The organism is Streptomyces sp. NPDC036815, from assembly GCF_055609205.1.
In genome coordinates this window covers 149101-168487 of record NZ_JBVJPW010000002.1, presented here as the reverse complement: position 1 = coordinate 168487, position 19387 = coordinate 149101, and the positions used below count along the sequence as shown (strand labels likewise).

Here is a 19387-nt window from a genome sequence, read left to right as displayed (position 1 = left end):
AAGTAAATTCTACTCTCCGATGGGATGGGGTCAAACCCGTTTGCGCAGGTCAGGGGGGTGCGGAGCTAGGCGGCGTCTGTGAGGGCCGCGCCCATGAGGCCGCGCGCCTGGCGGAGGGCGGCGATGATCCGCGCCCGGCCGAGCACTTCGTCGCGGTGCTCGAAGACGGCGCGCGCCTGCTGCATCGCATCCTGGACGGCGTTTGGGTTCGCCAGCGCATCCGCGCACGCCACGGTCACGCGAGACCCCAATGCCCAGACGATCGCGTTGACTGCCGCACAGCCCGCTGCGATCGCGTCGATGTCCACCATCGACCACTGGAAATCGGCGGGGTCAAGGCCCCTCTCGCGCAGGTGCTGCGCGGCCGAGCGCAACAGTCCTCCGCTGCCCGCGCACGGGTCGTGGATGTGCTCACCACCGCGCGGCTCGTCAACCGCGAGTTTGATGTCCATGACCTGCCCCGCGGCGACGATGTCGGCCATGGCATCGGCCACTGGCGCCGGGGTGTGGTACTCGCCCAGCCCCTGCCGGGCGCCGTGGGAACGCAGGCACATCATCACCGGCGACAGAACGTCCGTCGCCGAGCGCAGGAACGGGTCCTCGTGCGCGGTCAGGTCGAACAGGCCGCGCTTGAGGGCGGTTTCGGCGACGGCGCGTACTGCGTGCATGCGGTGCTCGTCGACGTCCTCGTTCAGCCACTCGTGCAGGATCCTGGCGCGCTCGATCAGGTCGGGGCGGTTCATCCAGTGCATGGACCAGATCTCGCGGAGCATCGCGATCAGCTGCGGGCCGTCCTGGGCGAGGATCTGCGTCTTGAGGTCTGGGCCGTCGGGGTCCTTCTCCCGCACCAGGCACAGGGCGGCGACCACGCCGATCGGAATCTCGATGTCTGTGCCGCCGTGACGGTTGTGCCACCGGTCGGCCACGGCTTCGCCGATCTCTAGTGCGCGCCGGTGCGGATCACTCACCGGCCGCGGGCGCCCTGTCCGCCGGGCCTGTGGCGTGGGAGCCGCAGGAGCCTTCGGGGTCGGAGGTGCGGTGTGTCGTCGCGGCGCTGCGGCGAAGGTGTCGGGGGCCGGTGCGGGGTCGGGGGTCAGATCGGCGAACAGGTCGAGCTGCTGGGTCACGGCGAAGCTTTCGGTCGGGGTGTGGGCATGCGGCGGCCCGCCCGGCAGGAGCGGGCGGGCCGTGATGGTGGAGATGAAGAAGGGGGCGGCTCAGGCGTGGTGGATCCACACGGCGCCGAACGGCGTGTGCCAGATGTGGGACTGTGCGGCTCGGTGGACATCGGTGCGCACGTCGTCCCAGCGGATGCGCCCGTAGGCGTCGCGGTAGGGCTCCAGGTCCCAGGCCGTGTCCGCTTCGGCGGAGGCCATGATGTCGGCGATGGAATCCCCGAACCCGATGACCTGTTCGCGGTACTGCTGATGCGTGGCGCGGACCTCCTGGCGCCAGAGATCATCACGCTCATGCCGATGGCCACCGGCCGGGCGGACCCAGCCGTCTTCGGTGATCGCGTCGTGCTTCACGAGTGCCACCCAGGCCACCGCCCGCTCCCGCGAGCGCACGGCCGGCCGGAAGGCGACCTCACCGGCCACCATCTCCAGTGCGCGCGCCGGATCGCTCGCCACCGAGGCCCGGTCGGCATGACGATCTGCCGCAATCGCGCGGGCGACCACTTCGGTGCGCGCCTGCCAGTGCGGTACGAGATAGGTGTACGTGCCGCTGTCGCGCTCGGGGTGCCAGAGGGTGATCCGCCACATGCCGCGCATCCATCCCGCCACGTCAGGCCCCCCGCCTTTCCTGCTTGACCGTCTCCAGGTGTGCCGTGAGGGCTTCGGCCCGTACGCCGGTCGCGGGACAAGCGCCAAGGAGCCGGTCGATCTCCGCGAGCATCCGCGCGTAATCGAGCTGGAGTTGGGCCTCGGCAATCACGGCCAGCGTCGTGGCGACCTCCTTCTCGGAGGTGGGGTGAGAGACCAGGCACCGGCATGTCTGCTGCGCGCGCCCGGCGAGCTTGGCCAGGACTGCGGCGTGCTCGCTCTTGGCGATGCATCCGGGGTGGCGGAAGGCGGGGCGGTTGCGCCGCAGGTGGCTGTAGAAGCGGTCTCCGTCCCAGTCGTCGCAGACCAGGCAGTGCACTGGCCAGAGCACGTCGCTGCCTGGGTATCCGCCCAGCGGTACCCAGCCGAGCTCGTCGATGCGGGCCAGCGCGAGTACGGCGGAGGCGAGATTGCGGGGCGTGGGCTGAAGGCCGCTGAGGTAGGGGCTGACGCCACTGGCGTCCGGTATGAGGGTGGTGCTCATGCGGGGGCCGTTCTCGTGGTGGATGAGGAAAGGGGTGAGGGGGTGGTGTCCCGCCCTTCACCCGATAGCTAAATTCTACTCTTCATTGGGGGTGGGGCAACTGCGAAGCCCCAGCTCAAAGGGGGGGGGCTACTCGGTGCTCGACGTCTCCAGCAGCTGCGCCATCCGCGCCGCGTCCAGGCGCCCGAAGGCGTTGTCGTAGCGGACGGTGTGGGTCATGTCTCCGAAGGAGGAGTTGTCCTTGGTGACGACCGCGGGGGCGGTGGCGTACGAGGGCCACCAGGTCGTGCGGTCCTCGGGGTTGAGCGGGCCGGGCTGGCGGGAGAAGTCGAGCGCCGCGCGCACGTGGTACTCCCAGGAGCCGTCCAGCCAGGGCCCGTTGCGGTCGATGACGGTGGCAGTGCCCTCCGGAAGGTGGTGGGCCCACTGCTGGCTTGTGTGGCTGACTCGGGTGCCGATCGGCAGGGGGTGCATGGTCATGCGCTCACCGACTCGGGGCAGCGGTGGACGGCTTCGAGGTGGCGGGTCGCAGTGATGAGCGCGCACGCTTCGGTGTCGCGCCCCAGCTGGTTGAGCGCGCACACCTCGAACATTAGGGCCCAGTAGCGGGTGGGAACGCCGTCGGCGAAGGCGTCGAAGTCCCGTGGGCGTCGAGAGGCGGGAAGCCTTTGGTGAGCGACGCGCACGATGCGCTGCATCGCGGAGTTGGCGCGCCTGATCTGTCTGCTGCTGAGGCCGAGGTTTGTGATGACCTCAGCAGTGGACTCCAACGGCAGATGCGTGTCGAGCATGATGGTGCGGATTCCTTCCCGGGTGATCCAGTTCGGTGGGTGCCGGGTGCGCCCACCTCCAAGTGGGCGCACCCGGAGGCTGGTTCAGCAGGCGGCCAGTCCGAAGAACAGCCATGCGGGTTCGCTTGAGTCGCTCTCCAGCGGCAGTGCCCCTGCGGGACCTGCCTTGGGGAAGATCCGCGGGTCTCTGGCCTCGATCAGCTCCCTCGCGCGGGACTTGGCCTGTGCCAGCGTGCGCTTTGGTTCATCCAAGACGGTGACCTCGTCCTTCTCGTAGACCGTTCCCGAGTACGCGCGGTGGCCGTGATCCTGGGCGGCCTGCACGCGGGCGTTGAAGAAGGCTCTGTGGACGTTGCGTCCCGTGGCCGGTGTGTAGAAGTCCATGGCGCCCATCAGGCGTTCCTTTGCGTGGAGTTGGGGTGTGGGTACGGCGCGGCCCGCCTCGGTGTGAGGCGGGCCGGGGTGTTTCTGAGTCAGTGAATGTGCACGCGGCGCCGGTTGGTGCGTATGACGCGGGCTCGCCGGTCGCGCTGGCGGTACACGTCTGCCAGCGCGTTGTCGGCGCCGATCACCGCGGTGACCGCATCGTCGAGCACGGCGGCGCGTGTGCGGGCCGGGAGGGAGTGGTACCACGCCTCCATCGCGCGGCCGTCCTTCTTCTCCACGCCGAGCAGCTCGGCGTGGGCGTCCCACGCGTGCACCGTGAGGTGTGCCGCCCATTCGATGGCGGTCGCGGCCTGCTCCTCGGTGATGTTGTGTTCCGTGGCGACCTGGAGGACGGCGAGCGGATCGGGCAGTGGCGCGTGCATGGGGTGCGTTCCTTTCGATGGGTGGGCGGTGTGCTTCCCTCACCGCTCATAACTAAATTCTACTCTGCCGTAAGGGGGTGTCAAACCCCGAAGACCCCGAGCATGCTCACCAACTGGCTAGCTCACAGCCCCACTTCGGGCAGCGGCCCCTGCGGCCAGGCGCTCACGCCGCGACCGCCAGAGCCCTTCCCCGCGTGGCGCGCTTGCGGATGCTCGCAGCCCCCGCGCGGCGGACATCGGCACGCTGGGCCGTCACCCGGCACTCGCCGCACAGCGGCTCCCCGAGCCGCCGGTGCCCCTTCACTCCGCTGCTCGTCCCGCACGTCCCGGCCTGCGAGGGCAACTTCGGCAACGCCTCCGCGCCCTCGGCGCTCGCCACCGCCTTGCCGTTGACCCATATCCGCGCCGCGCACACCCCGTCGAACTGACTGGATGCCGGACGGACGCGGTCATAGCAGCGCACGATGAACGGACACGAAGCGCACCTCTCCATCAACGGCGCACAGGCATCCAGGAGTTGATGCGGCTGGCGCAGCAGCAAGTCGTCGGGGAGATAGCCGTCGATGCCCGCACACGGTGCGAGCTCGGTCCATGCGGTCGAAGCAGTCGAAGTGATCACAGGAGCTTGCTTCCTTGCCGTAGAGGGTGATTCAGAACAGGGCGGGGTGGGCGACAGCGGCGGGCAGGATCGCGTCCAGAGCGGCCGCCGCCTTGAGCTGAAGAGCCGAACTCCGGCGCGACCAGCCCCGGTAGAAGCCGCGGTCCCACGCCGCAGGGTCGACGTACGGCCCCGGGCAGGACATGTATGCCTCCTGGTGCCTGGCGTGCTCCTCGACCGCCTTGCGCAGAGCGCCGTAGCGGACGGCGGTCAGGCGTGACTCGATGACCTGGTGCACCTCGCGCCAGGTGAACTCGCCGGTGCGAACACCTCGACGGGTGTCGATCTCGTACCGGAAGCCGCCCGGAGCCCGCGTCCACGTGCACATTGCTCCGGCGTCGGGCTCGCCCTCCAGGCGGCGGACGGCCGTGTGCCCCTCGCGGCGGGCGAACTGGTCCTCGCCCCAGGCGATGCGGGCCGCTCCGTCGGGAAGGTCGGCGAACTCCAGTAGCTGCGCAGGCATGAAGAAGTCCCGCACCGCCATCTGCCGGTCATCGTCGGTCAGTCTCATGCCGCCATCCCGGCCATGCGGGTGCAGGTGCCGAGGTGGGCCGCCACGGCGTCAGCGACAGCGGTGAGGTCGAGGTTCCCGGCGGAACCGCTGTCCCCTTCGGGCGGGAGCGTGTCGAGGACGGTGCACCGCCATGAGGGGTTGTGCGAGTCCTCGGGGACGTGGCTGACGTGCCAGCCCGTGAGGGACCGCCGCCGCAGCGGCAGGGCGTCCTGCCCGGCCGTCACGATCAGCGAGCCGTCTGCGGCGTAGGCGCACACGGCCAGCCCGCCGCGGGTCTCGACGTAGGGGTGGAGCCCGGCTACTTCGAGCGCGGCATGCAGGTCGGCGTAGGCGGCACGCGCAGCCAGTTCTTCCGGGCCGTACGCATTGCGCACGGCGGCAACTGTCGAGGTGATGTCGAGCATGAGCATCCGATCTGAACTAATGTCGCGACCTATTAAAAATCGAGATCGCACGCATCTGTCAATTCAAAGTGGTGGGTCGGCGAGGTGCGGCGGGCTGGAGTGGGGGCCCCTGAGTGCGTCGCGTAGCTAAATTCTACATGCTTACGCCCGGTCGGGCTGGCTGTGCGGAAGGGAAGAACGCGACCTATATCGGCGCGTCACGTTCACGATCCCCCTTGGTGGAAGCGTTCGTCTGCCTGATCTCCTCCAGATGCTGACGCGCCACCGGAGACAGGCCCTGAGCGTCTGGCTGTCGCCGCACCGAGTTCAGTACGCGCTCGTTCGCCGCGCGCCGAGACGCCGCACGCTCATCCTCCTGGGCCTGCTGCTGAGCTTCCCGCTGCTTGCGCGGGCTCGTGCCGCAGGCTCGGCAACGACGGCCCGGCCGCTCCGGATGGGCCGGGCACCCGCCACGGCCAGGCTGACCTGAACGGGGAGCGTCTTCGCCTCTTTCCTCTGCCGATTCGGGCGCGTCCGTAGGCGCCCCTGCAGCGGCAGCTGCGGGGGAAGGGGGGTTCTGCTGTGGGTAATTGGTGTGGTTACTAACTAGAAAGCCTGAAGAACCGGCGGCGGGTGCACCGACGCCTGGTGCACCGACGCCTGAAAACCCGTCTTCGGGCTGCTCGCCTCCTTCTTCCACAGCCTGTGGAGCCTGCTCAGCCTCGGCCTTCAGCCTGCGCTCGACCCGCCTGACCACCTGGCGCGCGTACTCCTCGGCAGCCCACTCCTGCGCCGTGTCGTACACCTCCGTGATCCGGATGAGCCTCCCGTCGCTCAGCCGCTCGGTGACCACCCGGTAGTAGCCGCAGTTGCGCAACTCCCGCAAAGCGCCCTGCACCGCGTCCCGGCCTTCCTTGCCCACCTTGGCGATGGACTCGGCCCGCACCTGCCAGTCATCCGGCTTGGAAATCAGGAAGGCCAGGATCCCCCGCGCCCTGAAGCTCAGGCGGGAATCTTCCAGGGTGGCCGTCGGCAGCACGGTGAACCCGTTGCTGAGGTGGCGGCGCAGGATGGTCACGGAGGATGCCTCCAAGGCGGTACAAGCAGCAAACAGCAGCAAGAAGAGGGAAAGGGGGCAGGAGGGGCTAACAGGCCGTCAGGAGGGCCGTCATGACCTTGATCGGGCGCGACTGACCTTGATGGTGCGCGCCGTCTTCTGGCCGGCGGCCTTGCGCCGGGGAACGACCATCCCCGCGCGCCGAAGGATCGCCACCATGGCCTGGGTATCCGGGATCATCGGCACGACCAGCTCGGCGTCTTCGAACTGCTCGACCATCGCGGCAACGTCGGTCTCCTCCTTGTCGTTGCCGCCGCCCCACCCGAGATGGTTCTCGCCGTAGTCACCCTCGGGGGAGTCGTCCAGCATCGCGCGCGCCAGCTCCTTGACCCGCTTGGCCTCCCGGTACCGCTCGTGCGCGCGCACGTAGTCGGCCAGGGCATTGGCCCGGTCCGCGTCGTCGTGGACGAGGACCGTCTGTGCGGGCTGTCCCGGCGCCGCGCCCGCCCAGCAGGCGTGCACGAACGGGCAGTTGTCGCAGATGACCGACAGGCCGGGGCCGTCGTGATCGCGGCGCAGCTGCTCGGGCGTCTCGGCTTCCAGCACCCGGTCCACCCACCAACGAGCCTCGACGGCAAGCCACTCGTCGAACGCGAACTCCTGAATGTGCTCCTCGCCCGTGTCACGGCACACGAATCGGAACCGGATGCGCTGCACGTCGACCGGGCCCAGCCGGTGCAGATACCGCTGGCCGGGCATGTCCGCGAAGCCGACCGTGCGCAAGAGATCTGCGTACAGAAGGACTTGACGCATCTCCGCGGCCGTTGGCCCGTAGCGCACCACCCGGTCCCAGACGCGGGAGGACTTGGTCTTCACGTCCTCCACCGTCACCACCTCGGCCGGGTGCACGGGCCGGTGCCGTTTCGGCAGGCGCGCGGCTGTCGCAGCGTCGAGCTGGACGACGTCGACGTGCCCGCGCAGCGTCGCGTCCGTGACGGTGCGCTCCACCAGCCAGCCGTACTCACGGCGTGCGTCCTCGAGCAGTCCTTGGTGGATGTACGTGCCGAGGATCGCGGCCCGCTTGTCTCCGGCGTTCGTACGCTCCGCGCCGGCCAGGATGTATCCGGCCCTGCGTGAGCAGATGGTGTCCGACGCTCCGAGCTGGGTCTGTACCGAGCGGGGGCGCCGGGAGTCAGCGGCATGGGCGGCGTCCCAGATCGACATGGTTGCGGGCGCGCTGGTCTTCGTGGCGGTCACGGCAATCTCCAAGAAGGGCACGCTGCCGGAGCCCGGCCCATCGCACGGAGGGCCCCGGCAGCGCAGAAGGAAGGAAGAGAGAGAAAGGGGGGCTGGGTCAGGCGGAGAACTCGCCGCCGGGCTGCTCGGCGAAGGCGCCCTCGGCGTCCTGGTCCTGCTGCTCGGCCGCAGCAGAGCGCAGCCGGGCCACGTCATCGCTGGTGGGATCGCTGAACTTCCGGGGGTTCTTCAGCTCGGCCGCCGCACGCTCGATCGCCGAGCGCACCACCAACACCTCGTCCCGGCTCAGGTCTTCATCCGCCTCGACGTCCCGCCACAGCGTCTTCAGGCCCTCCACGCCTTCCTTGGCGGCTTCGTGGACCTTCGGCATCCACGCTTGCGCCAGATCGCCCGTCAGCTCCGGGGTGGGCGTGGGCTGGTTGTGGATCGAGCAGCCCATCAGGCCGAACACGAGTTTCTCGATGGAGAAGTCCGGCATCGGCTTGGACTGCCCGCCGCGCGGCACCTGGAACTTCAGCGAGCGTGCACCGACGATCTGCGGCGGCTCCTCGCGGCGCATACGCACCCACACCGTCGCATCGAACGCCAGCGATTTGTGCGCCTCCACCCGCCAGTCCTTCGTGCGCGGGATCGGGTCGCCGTTGCCGTCGACGGCCGCGACCTCCTTGCCGCGCGCCAGCAAGATCACGATGCCGGGCATCGTGCGCACCAGGTACATCACCCGCTGCCACCGCTCGGCCGCGTCATTCCACAGGTTCATCGACGGCTTGACCTCTGCGTCCGGGTCCTGCCGCAGCGCCTTCTGCCCCGTCCTGGAGCGCCGGGCCCGCTCGTTGGTCCAGTTCACGAGCATCCGCCACAGCATCGAGCCCGAGTCGATGACCAGAACGACCGGCTTCTCCTTCGCCGCGGCCGCGCGCTTGGCCTCCGCGTGAACGGCCTCGACCTGGCCGAGGATGTCGCGGTAGGTGCCGTTGTGGTCGATCAGCAGGTAGTCGGCGCCGGGCACGTTCGCGTACTCGTCGGCGGTGTCCTCGCCGAGCTCCAGCCAGTACGCCTGCCCGGTCAGCTCACAGCCGGTGAACGCGGCCGCTTCATGGCTCTTGCCGCTCTTCTCCTCGCCTTCGATCAGGATCGTCGGCCAGGGGATGACGCCGGTGGGCTTGCGGGTCCGCAGCTTGGGTGTCGGGTGGTTCACGCACTTCTCCAAGAGGTTGTTTTGATCGGGACCTATTTCAAGGCGTGCGGAGTTCCCTGATCTCGAACAGGGCGGACCACTCGGGATGCCGGTCGAGCAGCAGGCGGACATAGCGGGAGCGGAAGTCGTTGTTCAGTTTGAACGGCTCGCCCCGCGTGGCCCGCCCGTACTGCCAGCGCAGGACCTCGAACAGCATCCCGATGCCGATGCGGCGGAGCCCGCGCTCCGCGCAGTCCGCGGTCAGTACCTCCAGCTGTTCCAGGATCCACGGGTTGAGCTGGTGGAACATCTCGAAGCGGTCCTGGATGCTCACCCCTGCACTGCCGGGGCTAGGGTGCCGCAGCGGCGCGATCGGCAGCTCCATCTGAACCGGAATCATGCGACCTCCATTATTCGTCTATCGCGACCTATATTGCGGCATGCGTAAACGGCACTCGCAGGCACCCCTACACCTTGTAGTTAAATTCTACTCTTAATGGGTGGGGGTGCAAACTCGCCGAGGCCGCAGCAAGGTGCAGCTAGGGCGCCTCCGGCGATCGACCGATGATGGATTCCAAACCGGCCTCGACATCCAGTAGCCCTGCCACCTTGCCCACCAGCGCGCGGTGCTGCGCATCCAGCCAACGCGTCACGGCTTCATCGTCCAGCTTTCGGCGTTTGTCGCTCACGGCGCATCCCTTCCTTGAGTAGCCCTCGTAGGTAAGAGGCCGGAGAGCGGCGCAGCGTGAACCGCGCTGCTGAAGAAGATTCGCTCCGCAGCGCGGTGAACTGACTGCCCGGCACGGCTAGGGCGTCGGCTTCGCCTTGTTCCCGCGCTGTGAGAAGAAGGACCCCGGGCCGTCGTAGCGACCCTCCCGCAGAGCTTCGGCTACCTCGTCCCGCAATACCCACAGCTTCTTGCGCGACGTCTCCATGGTGACCGGAGCGTGGGCGAGCACGGTGTCCAGCAGCCACACCTTTGACCCGGACAGGGCGTAATCAGGCTCCGCGACCAGCCCAGAGCCGGTCTTCGCGGCCTGACCGACAGCGATCTGCGTCACGCCGAACAACTCGGCGTACTCCTGCGCGCCCACGAGCGCCGGCAGCTCCCCCTTCTTCCGCGGCCGCACCCTCGCCCCCTGCTCGGCCTCCAGCGCAGCCAAGGCCGCCTCGTCGAGCTGCCGACCACGACCGCCCGGCGGCAAGGCCAGGGACTCCACGAACCCACCCGGCCACACCGGCTTGCCCGAAACGATCACGGCGTCGTCGTAAGAGAGGACGCCGCGGTGGATCCATGTGTTGCTGACCACCGTGGGCTTGATGTTGTAGATGCGGCCGATCTCCATCCGCCCGCACAGCAGCGGCTTCGCCACCTCTGCCTCCTCTCTGCTCGATACGCCTAAGAGAGCAGAATAGTGGTAGCAGGGGCGGAACCGAGCCCCGAGGGGCAGACGCCGAAGGTGGCTCTCCACGACCTACTCGTGGAGAGCCACCGCGAAGAGCGAGCCCGGATGCGGCCCGACGCCTAGACCTCGGCGGCCGTGGGCGACTCCTGGTACAGCGCCTTCAGGGTCTTGCGGTCCTCCACCCGCTGGACTGCCTCACCGGCACCGAGGATCGCCGCCACCAGAGCAAGGATCAGCTCCGTAGGCAGGCCGTCGACGAAGTGCGCGACAAGCGCGAGTGCCGCCGAAGCGATGGTGTATAGGCGGGTGCTGTGCGCGTGCATAAAGTTGATCAAGGGTCTACTTCCCGTAGGCGAGTTGGTGAAGGAGCTTCCAGCCGCTACGGCCGATCGCGGGATCGTTGGGGCGGCCCGTGGTGAACAGGTTGTGCTTGCGGTTGAAGCAGGCCACGGCCTTCTGGGTCTGAGGCCCGTAGTTGTCGGAAAGCGGCACGGACCGGTCGAGCCAGCCGGTGTCCTTCAGTGCCTTCTGAAGGACCTTCGCAGACGGTGACGAGCGGCCCGGAGCAAGACCGTCCGGAAACGGAGGCGGTGAGTAGGAGCCCCCGCTCACCTTCCTCGGAACGGTGAGCTTCTGGCCCGGCTTGATCACGAACGGGGCCTTGATCTTGTTCGCCTGCGCCAGCAGCTCCCAGCGAACACCCAACTTCTTGCCGATGCTGGAGAGGGTGTCGCCACTGCGCACCACGTAGGTCGATGAGCCGCCGCCCGAACCGCCAGCGGAACCACTGCCACCGGAGGGCTTGGACTTCAGCCGGGCGGAAACACGGTCGCGCAGCCAGCCCATCGTGAAGCCCTTTGGGTCGACCTTCCCGGGCTGCCACTCCTTGTGGCCGATCACGCTCGCCGCACTCCAGCCGTGCGCACGGCACAGTGCTGTTGCTGCCCGCTCGATCGCATCCAACTGAGCCTTCGGCCACGGATCGGTGCCATCGCCGCGGTTCTCGCACTCGAAGCCGTAGAAGTGTGTGTTGCCGTCGGTGTTGGCCTCGTTCGCCGTGGGCAGGGCCCGTTCGGCGATGACCGCGCGCAGCACGTCACCGTCACCGCGGCCGGCGTGGTTGGTACGGCCGTGCCCGATCAGGTGCACGGTGCCGTCCTTGGCGATCATGCCGTGGCACAGCGGGCCCGGCAGACCTGCATAGCCGCGCTCCACGATGCCCACCGTGTTGCTGGTGCCCGAAGTCACCGTGTGGTGGATCATCACTCCGTTCACCGGACCGAACGGTCCCTTGTGATTCCGGTTATGGGATCTCCACCCCGACCGCTCGACCACGCGCACGCCCTCGGCGCGCAGCGCGGAAACGAGTCGGTCGGCACTGATAGGTGTCGCCACGTTCGGCGCTCACTGTTCTCCCCGCGCCCGAACTGAACCCTCAACTTCCCCCAACACCCCAGCTCTACGGGGACGCGCCACGCGACGCGAGCCACAGCTGCAGAGCCATCAACAGCACCGGAGACACGAACGAACTGAACACCAGTCGACGCGTCGCCATGGCCTGCGTCTGGTCCTCGCGCCGCTGCTGCTCGGCGCGGTCCGTCGCCTGGTCGTGCTCGCCGCGAAGCCCGGCCAGCCCGGCCTCGATCTGGCTGATGCGCTGACCGACCGCCCGCTGATCAGCCCGGTACACGTCCTCGGTGACCACCTGGTCCAAGCGGGCAGCGAGTTGAGCGAGGTCGCCGCGCAGATCTTCACGCAGCTGCGACACGGCACGGTGCAGCTCCCACAAGGTGGGCTCGGCGCCCGGCGGCGGCACCGACATCGATGATCACTCCCGGCGGCCCCGCACCACTGTTGATCGTACGGGTGGCAACGCACCGCTACTCAGACGCGTTGCGTTGTGCCTCCTGGTAGGAAGCCGGTGCGTGCGCATTCGCTAAGACTGGGAGGTGATGTCCACTTTTGGCGCGGAAGGTGGGCTTCCCGGCTGGGTGGGAGCAGTAGTTGGCAGGTCGGCGCTGGTGTGCGTCTCGGCCAAAGTCTGACCCGCTCTCATCGTCATCAGGTGGTCACGGATAGCGTTGCTTCGCTCGAGTAACCCTCACCTCACCGGAGACAACAGTGACTCGCTCGACCCGGCTCGCGGCGGCCGCACTCACGGCCTCCGCTGCCTTGCTGCTGAGCGCCTGCGGCAGCTCAGACGGCGACAAGGGCAACGACAAGATCTCCGGGGCGGACACCGGCACGAAGAAGTCGGCGTCACCGTCGTCGTCTGCGACGGCGGACGGGATCGACCGGCCAGAGATCAAGCTCCCCAAGGACGACAAGCTCCTCTTCGAAGAGCCTGGTGACGCGAAGGAAGCGTCCGTACTCAATGACAACCGGGAGTTCATTCGAGCCACGGACGATGCCATCATCCGCGGGAACCCGAAGTCCTCGGCCTTGAGGTTCTATGCCAAGGGTGAAGCCCTGAAGGTCAGTGCGGATTGGGTGCAGCAGTTTGTGGATTCCGGGCAGTCTGTTAGCGGAACGGTTCGCTACTACAACCGCAAGGTGACGTTCCTCAAGGATGGCTCTGCTGGGCTCACTTACTGCGGCGATGAATCCAAGGCTTACAACAAGGACCGGAAGACCGGTAAGCGGTCTGATGGGGTTTCCTCGAGCAGTGACGCGTACGTCTTCTACAACCTGCACCTCGAGAAGGATTCGAAGGGCGTCTGGCAGGCCGAGCAGATGATGTCGAAGCGGGGGGCCCAGCAGTGTCGTTGACGAAGACCGCGCGGTGCGGCCTGGTCATAGGCGCGCTGACTGCCACCATCATCTCGGGCTCACCGGCCGCCTTTGCTGAAGGGAGGGCTCCGGGGAATGGAACGAAGCCGGGCTCCCAGGGAGGGCAGCCAACCGGAGAGAGGCAAGGCCAGGAGATCGGGGCCAAGATCACCTACAACCTCTCCCGGAACGGATCGGGTGGGAGTGTCGGCGCCATCCAGCCTGTGGGTGACTGGACGCCGCCGCCCTGCTGGTTCGCGCCGAAGTACACGCCCGCTCAGTACAAGGCGTACAACGAGGACAGTTGGTCCGTCGGAGGCGACCAGGCCGAGTGGGTGAAGAAGGAGAAGAAGCAGTTCGAGAAGGGGAAGCCCGACGAGGACTTCCACATGAAGGACAAGGATGACGGCTACTGGTGGGGCCACTTCATCAACCGTGATCGAATGGATGAAACCGCCGCCTGGGAGTGCATGTTCCGCGACCCGTGGTGGGTCAAGAAGGGCGATGACCCCAAGGTTGAGCACGCCATTTCGCCCGAGATTCTCGCTGGGCTCGCCTATGAAAAGATCCGGGTTCCTGACACTTCCGTGTCCATGAAGCCCCAGGGTGCGCAGAAGGTGAACCTCAACACCTGGTTGTGGCTCGACAAGGCCACGTTCAAGCCCGTGTCCGTCACCGCCAGCCTGCCGGCCCTGGACATGACGGCGACGACCACCGCCGAACCTGTCGGCCTCCACATCGAACCAGGTACCGAGGAAGCCAAGGTCTTCCCCACATCTGGTGACTGCCCGATCAACGCCGACGGCAGCATCGGCGAGCCGTACGCCAAGGGGAAGGCGGACCAGGAGCCGCCGTGCGGCATGGCCTACCTCAGGTCCACGTCAGGGACCGGCCCGTACCAGTTCAAGGCTTCCGTCACGTGGAAGATCTCCTGGAAGGGTACGGGCGGCGCGAAGGGCGATCTGCCGGACGGCACCTTCGAGACCACCCAGGACGTGAACGTCCAAGAGATCCAGTCCATCAACCGCTGACCGAGGCCGTCGGCCAGTCGGCACATCACGTGCAGAACCATCGCAACCCACGGGGCGGACACCATGTCGGACTTGAAGAAGGATGCGGAAGCTCTGCACAAGGCGGCCTCCGCACTGGGCAAAGTGGATCACCACACCACCAAGCCGCTGCACGACTTCAAGGCCGCCTCGCACGACATGTCCGCCTTCGGCGTCCTTGGCTCGCTGATGAGCGCCAAGGACGACATCCAGGACGGCATGGACACCATCGCCAAGCTCACCAAGCACCTCCACAAGGAGTGGGAGGAAGAGGCGAAGTTCCTGGGAGATGTCTCCGACGCCTTCGACCTCCTGGACGTCCTGCTGACCGCCGCGGCCCGCGCCAAGAAGGGCTGAGCCGTCCATGGGCTTCGACATCCCCGGCATCGACGTCGACGACCTCAACCCGCTGCACTGGATCAACAAGGCCAATCACGCCTTCGGTGACACCCTCGCCAGCGGCCTGGAGTTCCTCGGCATCACCGACCCGCTCATCGACCCCGACGGCATCCGGGAGATCGCCAAGCAGTGGCGGGCCCTGGCCAAGGGCCTCGACGCCGCCGCTCACGCCGCCGAGACGGCGCTCAAGGATCTGGAGTGGGAGGGCAAGGCGGCCAAGGCCCTCCACAAGCGAGCCAAGACCGCCCGCACGCAGGCCACCAACATGGCTGACTCGCTACGCGACGGTGCCAAGGCGCTGGACGACTTCGCCGACGAGGCGCACGAGCTGCTGACCGAAATCGGTGTGATCCTCGCGGAGATCGCCGAGTTCGAGATCGCGAGCCTGGCCCTGTCGGTGCTGAGCGGCGGCCTGTCCCTGATCGCCGGGAACCTGGCGGCCGGAGCGCGGGCCGCGAAGATCATGGTGTTGATCGGCCGCATCGAGAAGTCCGGCACTCGCATGGCCTCGGTCATCCGTACCGTGATGGAGGCGATCCGCGGCCTGGAGCGGGCGCTGAAGGCCCTCGGCGAGATCAAGACGATCGCGAAGGCCGGCAAACTCGCGGGCGACGGGATGAAGTTCGCCGCCTTCGACGCTGCCCTGCAGGATCCGGGGACCTTCAAGGACCCGGGCAAACTGGCAGAGACCCTGGCCATGGGCGCCGCCTTCGGGGTCGGTGCGGGAGGTCTGGGCAAGCTCCTCGGCAAGGGCTTGGGCAAGCTCAAGCCCAGCGAACTCGCCAAGCTAGGCCAGAAGTTGGGGATGGACGGCTCCGGCCTGTCCCGGCTCAAGCTCCGCCCCTCGGAGTGGGAGAAACTGCCCGCCTCCATCCGGTCCATGTTCAAGAAGTGCGACCGTGACCCGATCGACGTGGCCACCGGCGACATGCTGCTGCCCCAGACCGACGTCGAACTGCCCGGCGCCCTGCCCCTGGTGCTGGAGCGGACCCACCTGTCGCCGTACCGATGGGGCGGCTGGTTCGGCCCCACCTGGGCCTCCACCCTCGACCAGCGCCTCCAAGTCGATGACGACTGCATCGTCTACGCGGCGGCCGACGGCGCACGGCTGATCTACCCGCACCCTGCCCCTGACACTGCCGACCCTGTCTATCCAGAGCTTGGACCGCGAATACCCCTGGCCTGGGACAGCGAAGTCGACGGCGCATTGCGCATCACCGACCCGGACACAGGGCTGGCCTACACCTTCCACAGCCCACGGCCCACCGACGACAGCGATGCTGTCGACTTGCCCTTGCAGTCCATCCAGGACCGCAACGGCCAGCGCATCACCCTCCACTACGCGGACGACGGTACGCCCGTGGAAGTCGCCCACTCCGGCGGCTACCGCATCGCCCTCGACCGCCACCGCGACCTGCCCCGCATCAGCGCCCTGCGCCTGCTGGACCCCGAGCGGCCGGACGGCCTCGGCACCCTCCTTGTCTCCTACGGCTACAGCGAGGACGGGCACCTCACCGAGGTCACCAACTCCTCTGGCCTTCCTCTTCGGTTCACCTACGATTCCGAGGGTCGCATCACCTCGTGGACCGACCGCAACGACACCGCGTACCACTACACCTACGACGAGCATGGCCGAGTCGTTCACACTGAGGGCAGCGCCGACTTCCTCTCCGGCACGCTCAACTACGACGACGCCATCCGTACCACCACTGTCACCAACTCTCTGGGGCATACCACTCGTTATGAGCACAATGAGGCTCTGCGGCTGGTCAGGGAGACGGATCCGCTGGGCCACACCACCGTCCAGGAATGGGATGCCGAGCACCGGCTGATCGCCGTTACCGACCCGCTGGGCCACACCACCCGCTACCTCTACGACGAGCACGGGCGAATAGCGTCCGTCATCCGCCCGGATGGCCATGCGACGACAGGTGAGTACAACAGCCTGGGTCTGCCCACCATGGTGATCGGTCCGGATGGTGCCACCTGGATCCAGGAGTACGACGAGCGGGGCAATCGCACGTCTGTGACCGACCCCACCGGGGCCACCACGCAGTTCACATACAACAAGTCTGGGCACCTGACGCAGGTCACCGATCACTTCGGCCAGACCACCCATATCCGATGTGATCAGGCTGGTCTCCCGCTCGAGATCACCGACCCGCTGGGCGCGGTCACCCGGAGCGGGCGGGACGTCTTCGGTCGCACTGTCGCCCTCACGGATGCGCTGGGCTCCCGCACGCAGCAGGAATGGACGGTCGAGGGGCATCCGGCACGTCGTATCGCACCGGACGGCACCACGGAGTCGTGGACGTACGACGGAGAGGGCAACTGCACCAGCCACATCGATTCCGCAGGCGCGTGCACGCGCTTCGAGTACAGCCACTTCGGCCTGACGGCGGCTCGCACCGAGCAGGACGGTACCCGCTATACCTTCGTCCATGACACAGAGCTGCGTCCCATCCAGGTCACCAACGGGCAGGGAATGACCTGGCGGTACAGCTATGACGCCGCGGGACGCCTGGTGGCCGAGACTGACTTCGATGGCCGGAGTGTCGCCTACGCCTACGACGCGGCTGACCGACTCATCTCCCGTACCAATGCTCTCGGCCAGACGATCCGCTACACGCGTGACGTACTGGGGCAAACCACTCGCAAGGACACTGACGGGGCCGTCAGTACCTACGCCTACGACCTCGCCGGACATCTCGTCCGCGCAACCGGCCCGGACGCAGACCTGACCCAAGAGCGTGACGCTGCCGGACTCCTGCTGTCCGAATCGGTCAACGGGCGTACGGTCACCCACGCCTACGACGTTCTGGGTAACCGCGTCAGCCGCACGACACCCATCGGCGCCACCAGCAGCTGGAGCTACGACGCGGCGGGCCGCGTTGCCGAACTCGCCACGGGCGGGCGCACGATCCGTTTCGACCACGACCCGGTAGGCCGTGAGCTGGCCCGTCACATGGGTGAATCGCTTACAGTGGCCAACGCCTTCGACGAACTCGGCCGCCTGACCCAGCAGTCCGTCACCGACAACAGCATCGGCAACAGTGTTCAGCGTCGAAGTTACGCCTACGGGCATGACGGCAACCTGACCCACCTCGCCGACCAACTGAACGGCACCCGGGACTTCGACCTGGACGCAGCGGGCCGGGTCACCGCTGTCCGCGCCTCGAACTGGGCCGAGACATACGCCTATGACGCGGCGGGCAATCAGACCGAAGCCTCCTGGCCCAGCTCTCACCCCGGCCATGAGGCCACCGGCACCCGCACTTACAGCGGAACGCGCATCACCAGAGCGGGCAGCACCCGCTACGAGCACGATGCGGCGGGCCGCGTCACCCTGCGCCAGAAGGCGCGGCTCTCGCGAAAGCCCGACACCTGGCAGTACGTGTGGGATGCCGAGGACCGCCTCACGTCAGTGATCACCCCGGACGGCGCCCGATGGCGGTACGCGTACGACCCGCTCGGCCGCCGTATCGCCAAACAGCGCCTTGCCGACGACGACACGGTGCTTGAGCAGACAGACTTCACGTGGGACGGCGCCACGCTGTGCGAACAGACCACGGCATCAGTCGCCTTGCCGGATCCCGTCACTCTCACCTGGGACTATCGGGACCTGCGCCCGATTGCTCAGACCGAGCGCCTCAACGTCGCTAGAGAATCCCAGGACGCGATCGATTCGCGCTTCTTCGCCATCGTGACCGACCTCGTCGGTACTCCCACCGAGCTCGTGGACGAGACCGGCTCCATCGCCTGGCGCACCCGCGCCACGCTCTGGGGCACGACCACGTGGGCGTCGGACAGCACCGCATACACGCCGCTCCGGTTCCCCGGACAGTACTTCGACCCGGAAACTGGGCTGCACTACAACCACTTTCGCCACTACGACCCCGAGACCGCGCGCTATCTCAGCCCCGATCCGCTCGGTCTCGCTCCGGCTCCCAACCCCGTGGCCTACGTGCACAATCCGCATGCCTGGATCGACCCTCTCGGACTGGCATGCACAGAGCCGCCACAGAACGTGATCCAAACCCCGGAACTCGTCGCGCCCAAGCCGCTGAAACCACACCAGGTCTTGGACGAATGGCAGAAGTTCCTGGGCGACGGCCCGTACACCAATGTCCACCCGCGGACAGGAAATTCGGACCCCGATCGCCTAGTATCTGCCGATGGCCTGCGGAGTATCCGGATGGGCCCACACGAGATGAACAGCAAGCCGACCAAGTTCCACTTCCACAAGGAGACGTGGACATTCGTCGCGCCCACCAATACCTGGATCGTGGACAACACCATGGTCAGAGTTCCACTGGGATTGAAATAATGCGAATCGAAGTGCTCGAAATCCTCGACGCCGAACGCCGAGAAGTGCGGTTCAGGAGCGACCTGGGAGACGCCTGGGGGGTATGGCAAGCCGACGTCGTGCCGAGCGAGGGCCCGTTCGACGTGGAGATCGACATCCCCGAGGAGATCACGACCTGGCTCCCGAGCGACGGAGACGCCGACATGCTCAACGGCGATCCTTCGAGACGGCAAGCCGTGACGGTGCACGGAACAGTCCAGACGGTCGACGAGGACTCCATGATGAGTCTCCGCGTCGGCCGCGACATCGTGCTCATCGAGATGGCGAATGAAACCGTGCCACCTCAGCCCGGATCGACGATCAGGTTCGACACACCGGAGATCCATCTGTATCCCTACCAGCTCTGACGCGAGATCCATCATGGCGCGGGATCCGGATGGGCGAGTGTGCCGGAACGATGGAAATTCAGGCCCTTCCGTACCTCGCTGTCACGGATCGACTTCTC

Annotated in this window: 24 protein-coding genes and 1 pseudogene; 5 read left to right on the top strand and 20 right to left on the bottom strand. The window is 67.2% G+C overall.

Going from position 1 to position 19387, the window contains the following annotated elements:
- Positions 1-65: 65 nt before the first annotated feature.
- The 20 genes and pseudogenes from ACZ69I_RS07015 to ACZ69I_RS06920 form a co-directional block, all read right to left on the bottom strand.
- Positions 66-1127: an N-6 DNA methylase gene (locus ACZ69I_RS07015; RefSeq protein WP_470830823.1), complete on the bottom strand. Its 1062-nt coding sequence runs from the start codon at positions 1125-1127 to the stop codon at positions 66-68.
- 90 nt (positions 1128-1217) lie between these two features.
- Complete coding sequence (locus ACZ69I_RS07010) at positions 1218-1763, bottom strand: hypothetical protein (protein ID WP_470830822.1); 546 nt, start codon at positions 1761-1763, stop codon at positions 1218-1220.
- A gap of 22 nt (positions 1764-1785) precedes the next feature.
- Positions 1786-2307 carry a hypothetical protein gene (locus tag ACZ69I_RS07005; RefSeq protein ID WP_470830821.1) on the bottom strand — a complete coding sequence of 174 codons (522 nt, stop codon included), beginning with the start codon at positions 2305-2307 and terminating at the stop codon, positions 1786-1788.
- A gap of 129 nt (positions 2308-2436) precedes the next feature.
- Positions 2437-2787, bottom strand: coding sequence for a hypothetical protein (locus ACZ69I_RS07000; RefSeq protein ID WP_470830820.1), 351 nt, complete (start codon positions 2785-2787; stop codon positions 2437-2439).
- Positions 2784-3098, bottom strand: coding sequence for a hypothetical protein (locus tag ACZ69I_RS06995; protein ID WP_470830819.1), 315 nt, complete (start codon positions 3096-3098; stop codon positions 2784-2786). The genes ACZ69I_RS07000 and ACZ69I_RS06995 overlap by 4 nt, the downstream gene beginning before the upstream one ends.
- 84 nt (positions 3099-3182) lie before the next feature.
- Complete coding sequence (locus tag ACZ69I_RS06990) at positions 3183-3491, bottom strand: hypothetical protein (protein ID WP_470830818.1); 309 nt, start codon at positions 3489-3491, stop codon at positions 3183-3185.
- 80 nt (positions 3492-3571) lie between these two features.
- Entirely contained in the window at positions 3572-3907 is a 336-nt protein-coding gene (locus ACZ69I_RS06985) for a hypothetical protein (RefSeq protein ID WP_470830817.1), read from the bottom strand.
- A 163-nt stretch (positions 3908-4070) separates the two neighbouring features.
- The gene (locus ACZ69I_RS06980) at positions 4071-4526 is read right to left on the bottom strand and encodes a hypothetical protein (RefSeq protein WP_470830816.1); all 456 of its coding nucleotides are present in this window, start codon (positions 4524-4526) and stop codon (positions 4071-4073) included.
- Between the two features lie 31 nt (positions 4527-4557).
- Positions 4558-5076: a hypothetical protein gene (locus ACZ69I_RS06975; protein ID WP_470830815.1), complete on the bottom strand. Its 519-nt coding sequence runs from the start codon at positions 5074-5076 to the stop codon at positions 4558-4560.
- Positions 5073-5489 carry a hypothetical protein gene (locus ACZ69I_RS06970; protein WP_470830814.1) on the bottom strand — a complete coding sequence of 139 codons (417 nt, stop codon included), beginning with the start codon at positions 5487-5489 and terminating at the stop codon, positions 5073-5075. The genes ACZ69I_RS06975 and ACZ69I_RS06970 overlap by 4 nt, the downstream gene beginning before the upstream one ends.
- A gap of 178 nt (positions 5490-5667) precedes the next feature.
- Positions 5668-6540 carry a hypothetical protein gene (locus tag ACZ69I_RS06965; RefSeq protein ID WP_470830813.1) on the bottom strand — a complete coding sequence of 291 codons (873 nt, stop codon included), beginning with the start codon at positions 6538-6540 and terminating at the stop codon, positions 5668-5670.
- A 90-nt stretch (positions 6541-6630) separates the two neighbouring features.
- Positions 6631-7776, bottom strand: coding sequence for a PD-(D/E)XK nuclease family protein (locus ACZ69I_RS06960; protein WP_470830812.1), 1146 nt, complete (start codon positions 7774-7776; stop codon positions 6631-6633).
- A gap of 97 nt (positions 7777-7873) precedes the next feature.
- On the bottom strand, positions 7874-8974 hold the full coding sequence (locus ACZ69I_RS06955; RefSeq protein WP_470830811.1) for an AAA family ATPase: 1101 nt from the start codon (positions 8972-8974) through the stop codon (positions 7874-7876).
- A 37-nt stretch (positions 8975-9011) separates the two neighbouring features.
- Positions 9012-9353: a hypothetical protein gene (locus ACZ69I_RS06950; protein WP_470830810.1), complete on the bottom strand. Its 342-nt coding sequence runs from the start codon at positions 9351-9353 to the stop codon at positions 9012-9014.
- A 139-nt stretch (positions 9354-9492) separates the two neighbouring features.
- Positions 9493-9642 (bottom strand): hypothetical protein, encoded by a 150-nt coding sequence (locus tag ACZ69I_RS06945; RefSeq protein ID WP_470830809.1) that lies wholly within the window; start codon positions 9640-9642, stop codon positions 9493-9495.
- A gap of 117 nt (positions 9643-9759) precedes the next feature.
- A complete protein-coding gene (locus tag ACZ69I_RS06940; RefSeq protein WP_470830808.1) occupies positions 9760-10326 on the bottom strand; it encodes a hypothetical protein in 567 nt (188 codons plus the stop codon).
- A gap of 152 nt (positions 10327-10478) precedes the next feature.
- Positions 10479-10682 (bottom strand): hypothetical protein, encoded by a 204-nt coding sequence (locus tag ACZ69I_RS06935; protein WP_470830807.1) that lies wholly within the window; start codon positions 10680-10682, stop codon positions 10479-10481.
- A gap of 16 nt (positions 10683-10698) precedes the next feature.
- Positions 10699-10971: a peptidoglycan-binding domain-containing protein gene (locus ACZ69I_RS06930; protein ID WP_470831065.1), complete on the bottom strand. Its 273-nt coding sequence runs from the start codon at positions 10969-10971 to the stop codon at positions 10699-10701.
- A 99-nt stretch (positions 10972-11070) separates the two neighbouring features.
- Positions 11071-11754, bottom strand: a pseudogene (locus ACZ69I_RS06925) (N-acetylmuramoyl-L-alanine amidase); the annotation flags it as partial.
- Positions 11755-11818: 64 nt separating this feature from the next.
- Positions 11819-12181 carry a hypothetical protein gene (locus ACZ69I_RS06920; RefSeq protein ID WP_470830806.1) on the bottom strand — a complete coding sequence of 121 codons (363 nt, stop codon included), beginning with the start codon at positions 12179-12181 and terminating at the stop codon, positions 11819-11821.
- A 299-nt stretch (positions 12182-12480) separates the two neighbouring features.
- Here ACZ69I_RS06920 and ACZ69I_RS06915 point away from each other — a divergent pair, with 299 nt between their 5' ends.
- From ACZ69I_RS06915 to ACZ69I_RS06895, 5 genes are all read left to right on the top strand, one after another.
- Positions 12481-13128 carry a hypothetical protein gene (locus ACZ69I_RS06915; protein WP_470830805.1) on the top strand — a complete coding sequence of 216 codons (648 nt, stop codon included), beginning with the start codon at positions 12481-12483 and terminating at the stop codon, positions 13126-13128.
- Complete coding sequence (locus ACZ69I_RS06910) at positions 13119-14159, top strand: hypothetical protein (RefSeq protein ID WP_470830804.1); 1041 nt, start codon at positions 13119-13121, stop codon at positions 14157-14159. Before ACZ69I_RS06915 ends, ACZ69I_RS06910 begins: the two co-directional genes overlap by 10 nt.
- 63 nt (positions 14160-14222) lie before the next feature.
- A complete protein-coding gene (locus ACZ69I_RS06905; protein WP_470830803.1) occupies positions 14223-14534 on the top strand; it encodes a hypothetical protein in 312 nt (103 codons plus the stop codon).
- Positions 14535-14541: 7 nt separating this feature from the next.
- Complete coding sequence (locus ACZ69I_RS06900; RefSeq protein WP_470830802.1) at positions 14542-18903, top strand: RHS repeat-associated core domain-containing protein; 4362 nt, start codon at positions 14542-14544, stop codon at positions 18901-18903.
- Entirely contained in the window at positions 18903-19289 is a 387-nt protein-coding gene (locus ACZ69I_RS06895) for a hypothetical protein (RefSeq protein ID WP_470830801.1), read from the top strand. Before ACZ69I_RS06900 ends, ACZ69I_RS06895 begins: the two co-directional genes overlap by 1 nt.
- The last annotated feature ends 98 nt before the right edge of the window (positions 19290-19387 follow it).

What these genes read in the sequence shown, in the direction of transcription:
- ACZ69I_RS06975 (WP_470830815.1), bottom strand. Translation starts at nt 5,076, where the DNA reads ATGAGACTGACCGACGATGACCGGCAGATGGCGGTGCGGGACTTCTTC.
- ACZ69I_RS07010 (WP_470830822.1), bottom strand. Translation starts at nt 1,763, where the DNA reads ATGTGGCGGATCACCCTCTGGCACCCCGAGCGCGACAGCGGCACGTAC.
- ACZ69I_RS06900 (WP_470830802.1), top strand. Translation starts at nt 14,542, where the DNA reads ATGGGCTTCGACATCCCCGGCATCGACGTCGACGACCTCAACCCGCTG.
- ACZ69I_RS06990 (WP_470830818.1), bottom strand. Translation starts at nt 3,491, where the DNA reads ATGGGCGCCATGGACTTCTACACACCGGCCACGGGACGCAACGTCCAC.
- ACZ69I_RS07005 (WP_470830821.1), bottom strand. Translation starts at nt 2,307, where the DNA reads ATGAGCACCACCCTCATACCGGACGCCAGTGGCGTCAGCCCCTACCTC.
- ACZ69I_RS06970 (WP_470830814.1), bottom strand. Translation starts at nt 5,489, where the DNA reads ATGCTCATGCTCGACATCACCTCGACAGTTGCCGCCGTGCGCAATGCG.
- ACZ69I_RS06935 (WP_470830807.1), bottom strand. Translation starts at nt 10,682, where the DNA reads ATGCACGCGCACAGCACCCGCCTATACACCATCGCTTCGGCGGCACTC.
- ACZ69I_RS06920 (WP_470830806.1), bottom strand. Translation starts at nt 12,181, where the DNA reads ATGTCGGTGCCGCCGCCGGGCGCCGAGCCCACCTTGTGGGAGCTGCAC.
- ACZ69I_RS06950 (WP_470830810.1), bottom strand. Translation starts at nt 9,353, where the DNA reads ATGATTCCGGTTCAGATGGAGCTGCCGATCGCGCCGCTGCGGCACCCT.
- ACZ69I_RS06905 (WP_470830803.1), top strand. Translation starts at nt 14,223, where the DNA reads ATGTCGGACTTGAAGAAGGATGCGGAAGCTCTGCACAAGGCGGCCTCC.
- ACZ69I_RS07000 (WP_470830820.1), bottom strand. Translation starts at nt 2,787, where the DNA reads ATGACCATGCACCCCCTGCCGATCGGCACCCGAGTCAGCCACACAAGC.
- ACZ69I_RS06995 (WP_470830819.1), bottom strand. Translation starts at nt 3,098, where the DNA reads ATGCTCGACACGCATCTGCCGTTGGAGTCCACTGCTGAGGTCATCACA.
- ACZ69I_RS06895 (WP_470830801.1), top strand. Translation starts at nt 18,903, where the DNA reads ATGCGAATCGAAGTGCTCGAAATCCTCGACGCCGAACGCCGAGAAGTG.
- ACZ69I_RS06985 (WP_470830817.1), bottom strand. Translation starts at nt 3,907, where the DNA reads ATGCACGCGCCACTGCCCGATCCGCTCGCCGTCCTCCAGGTCGCCACG.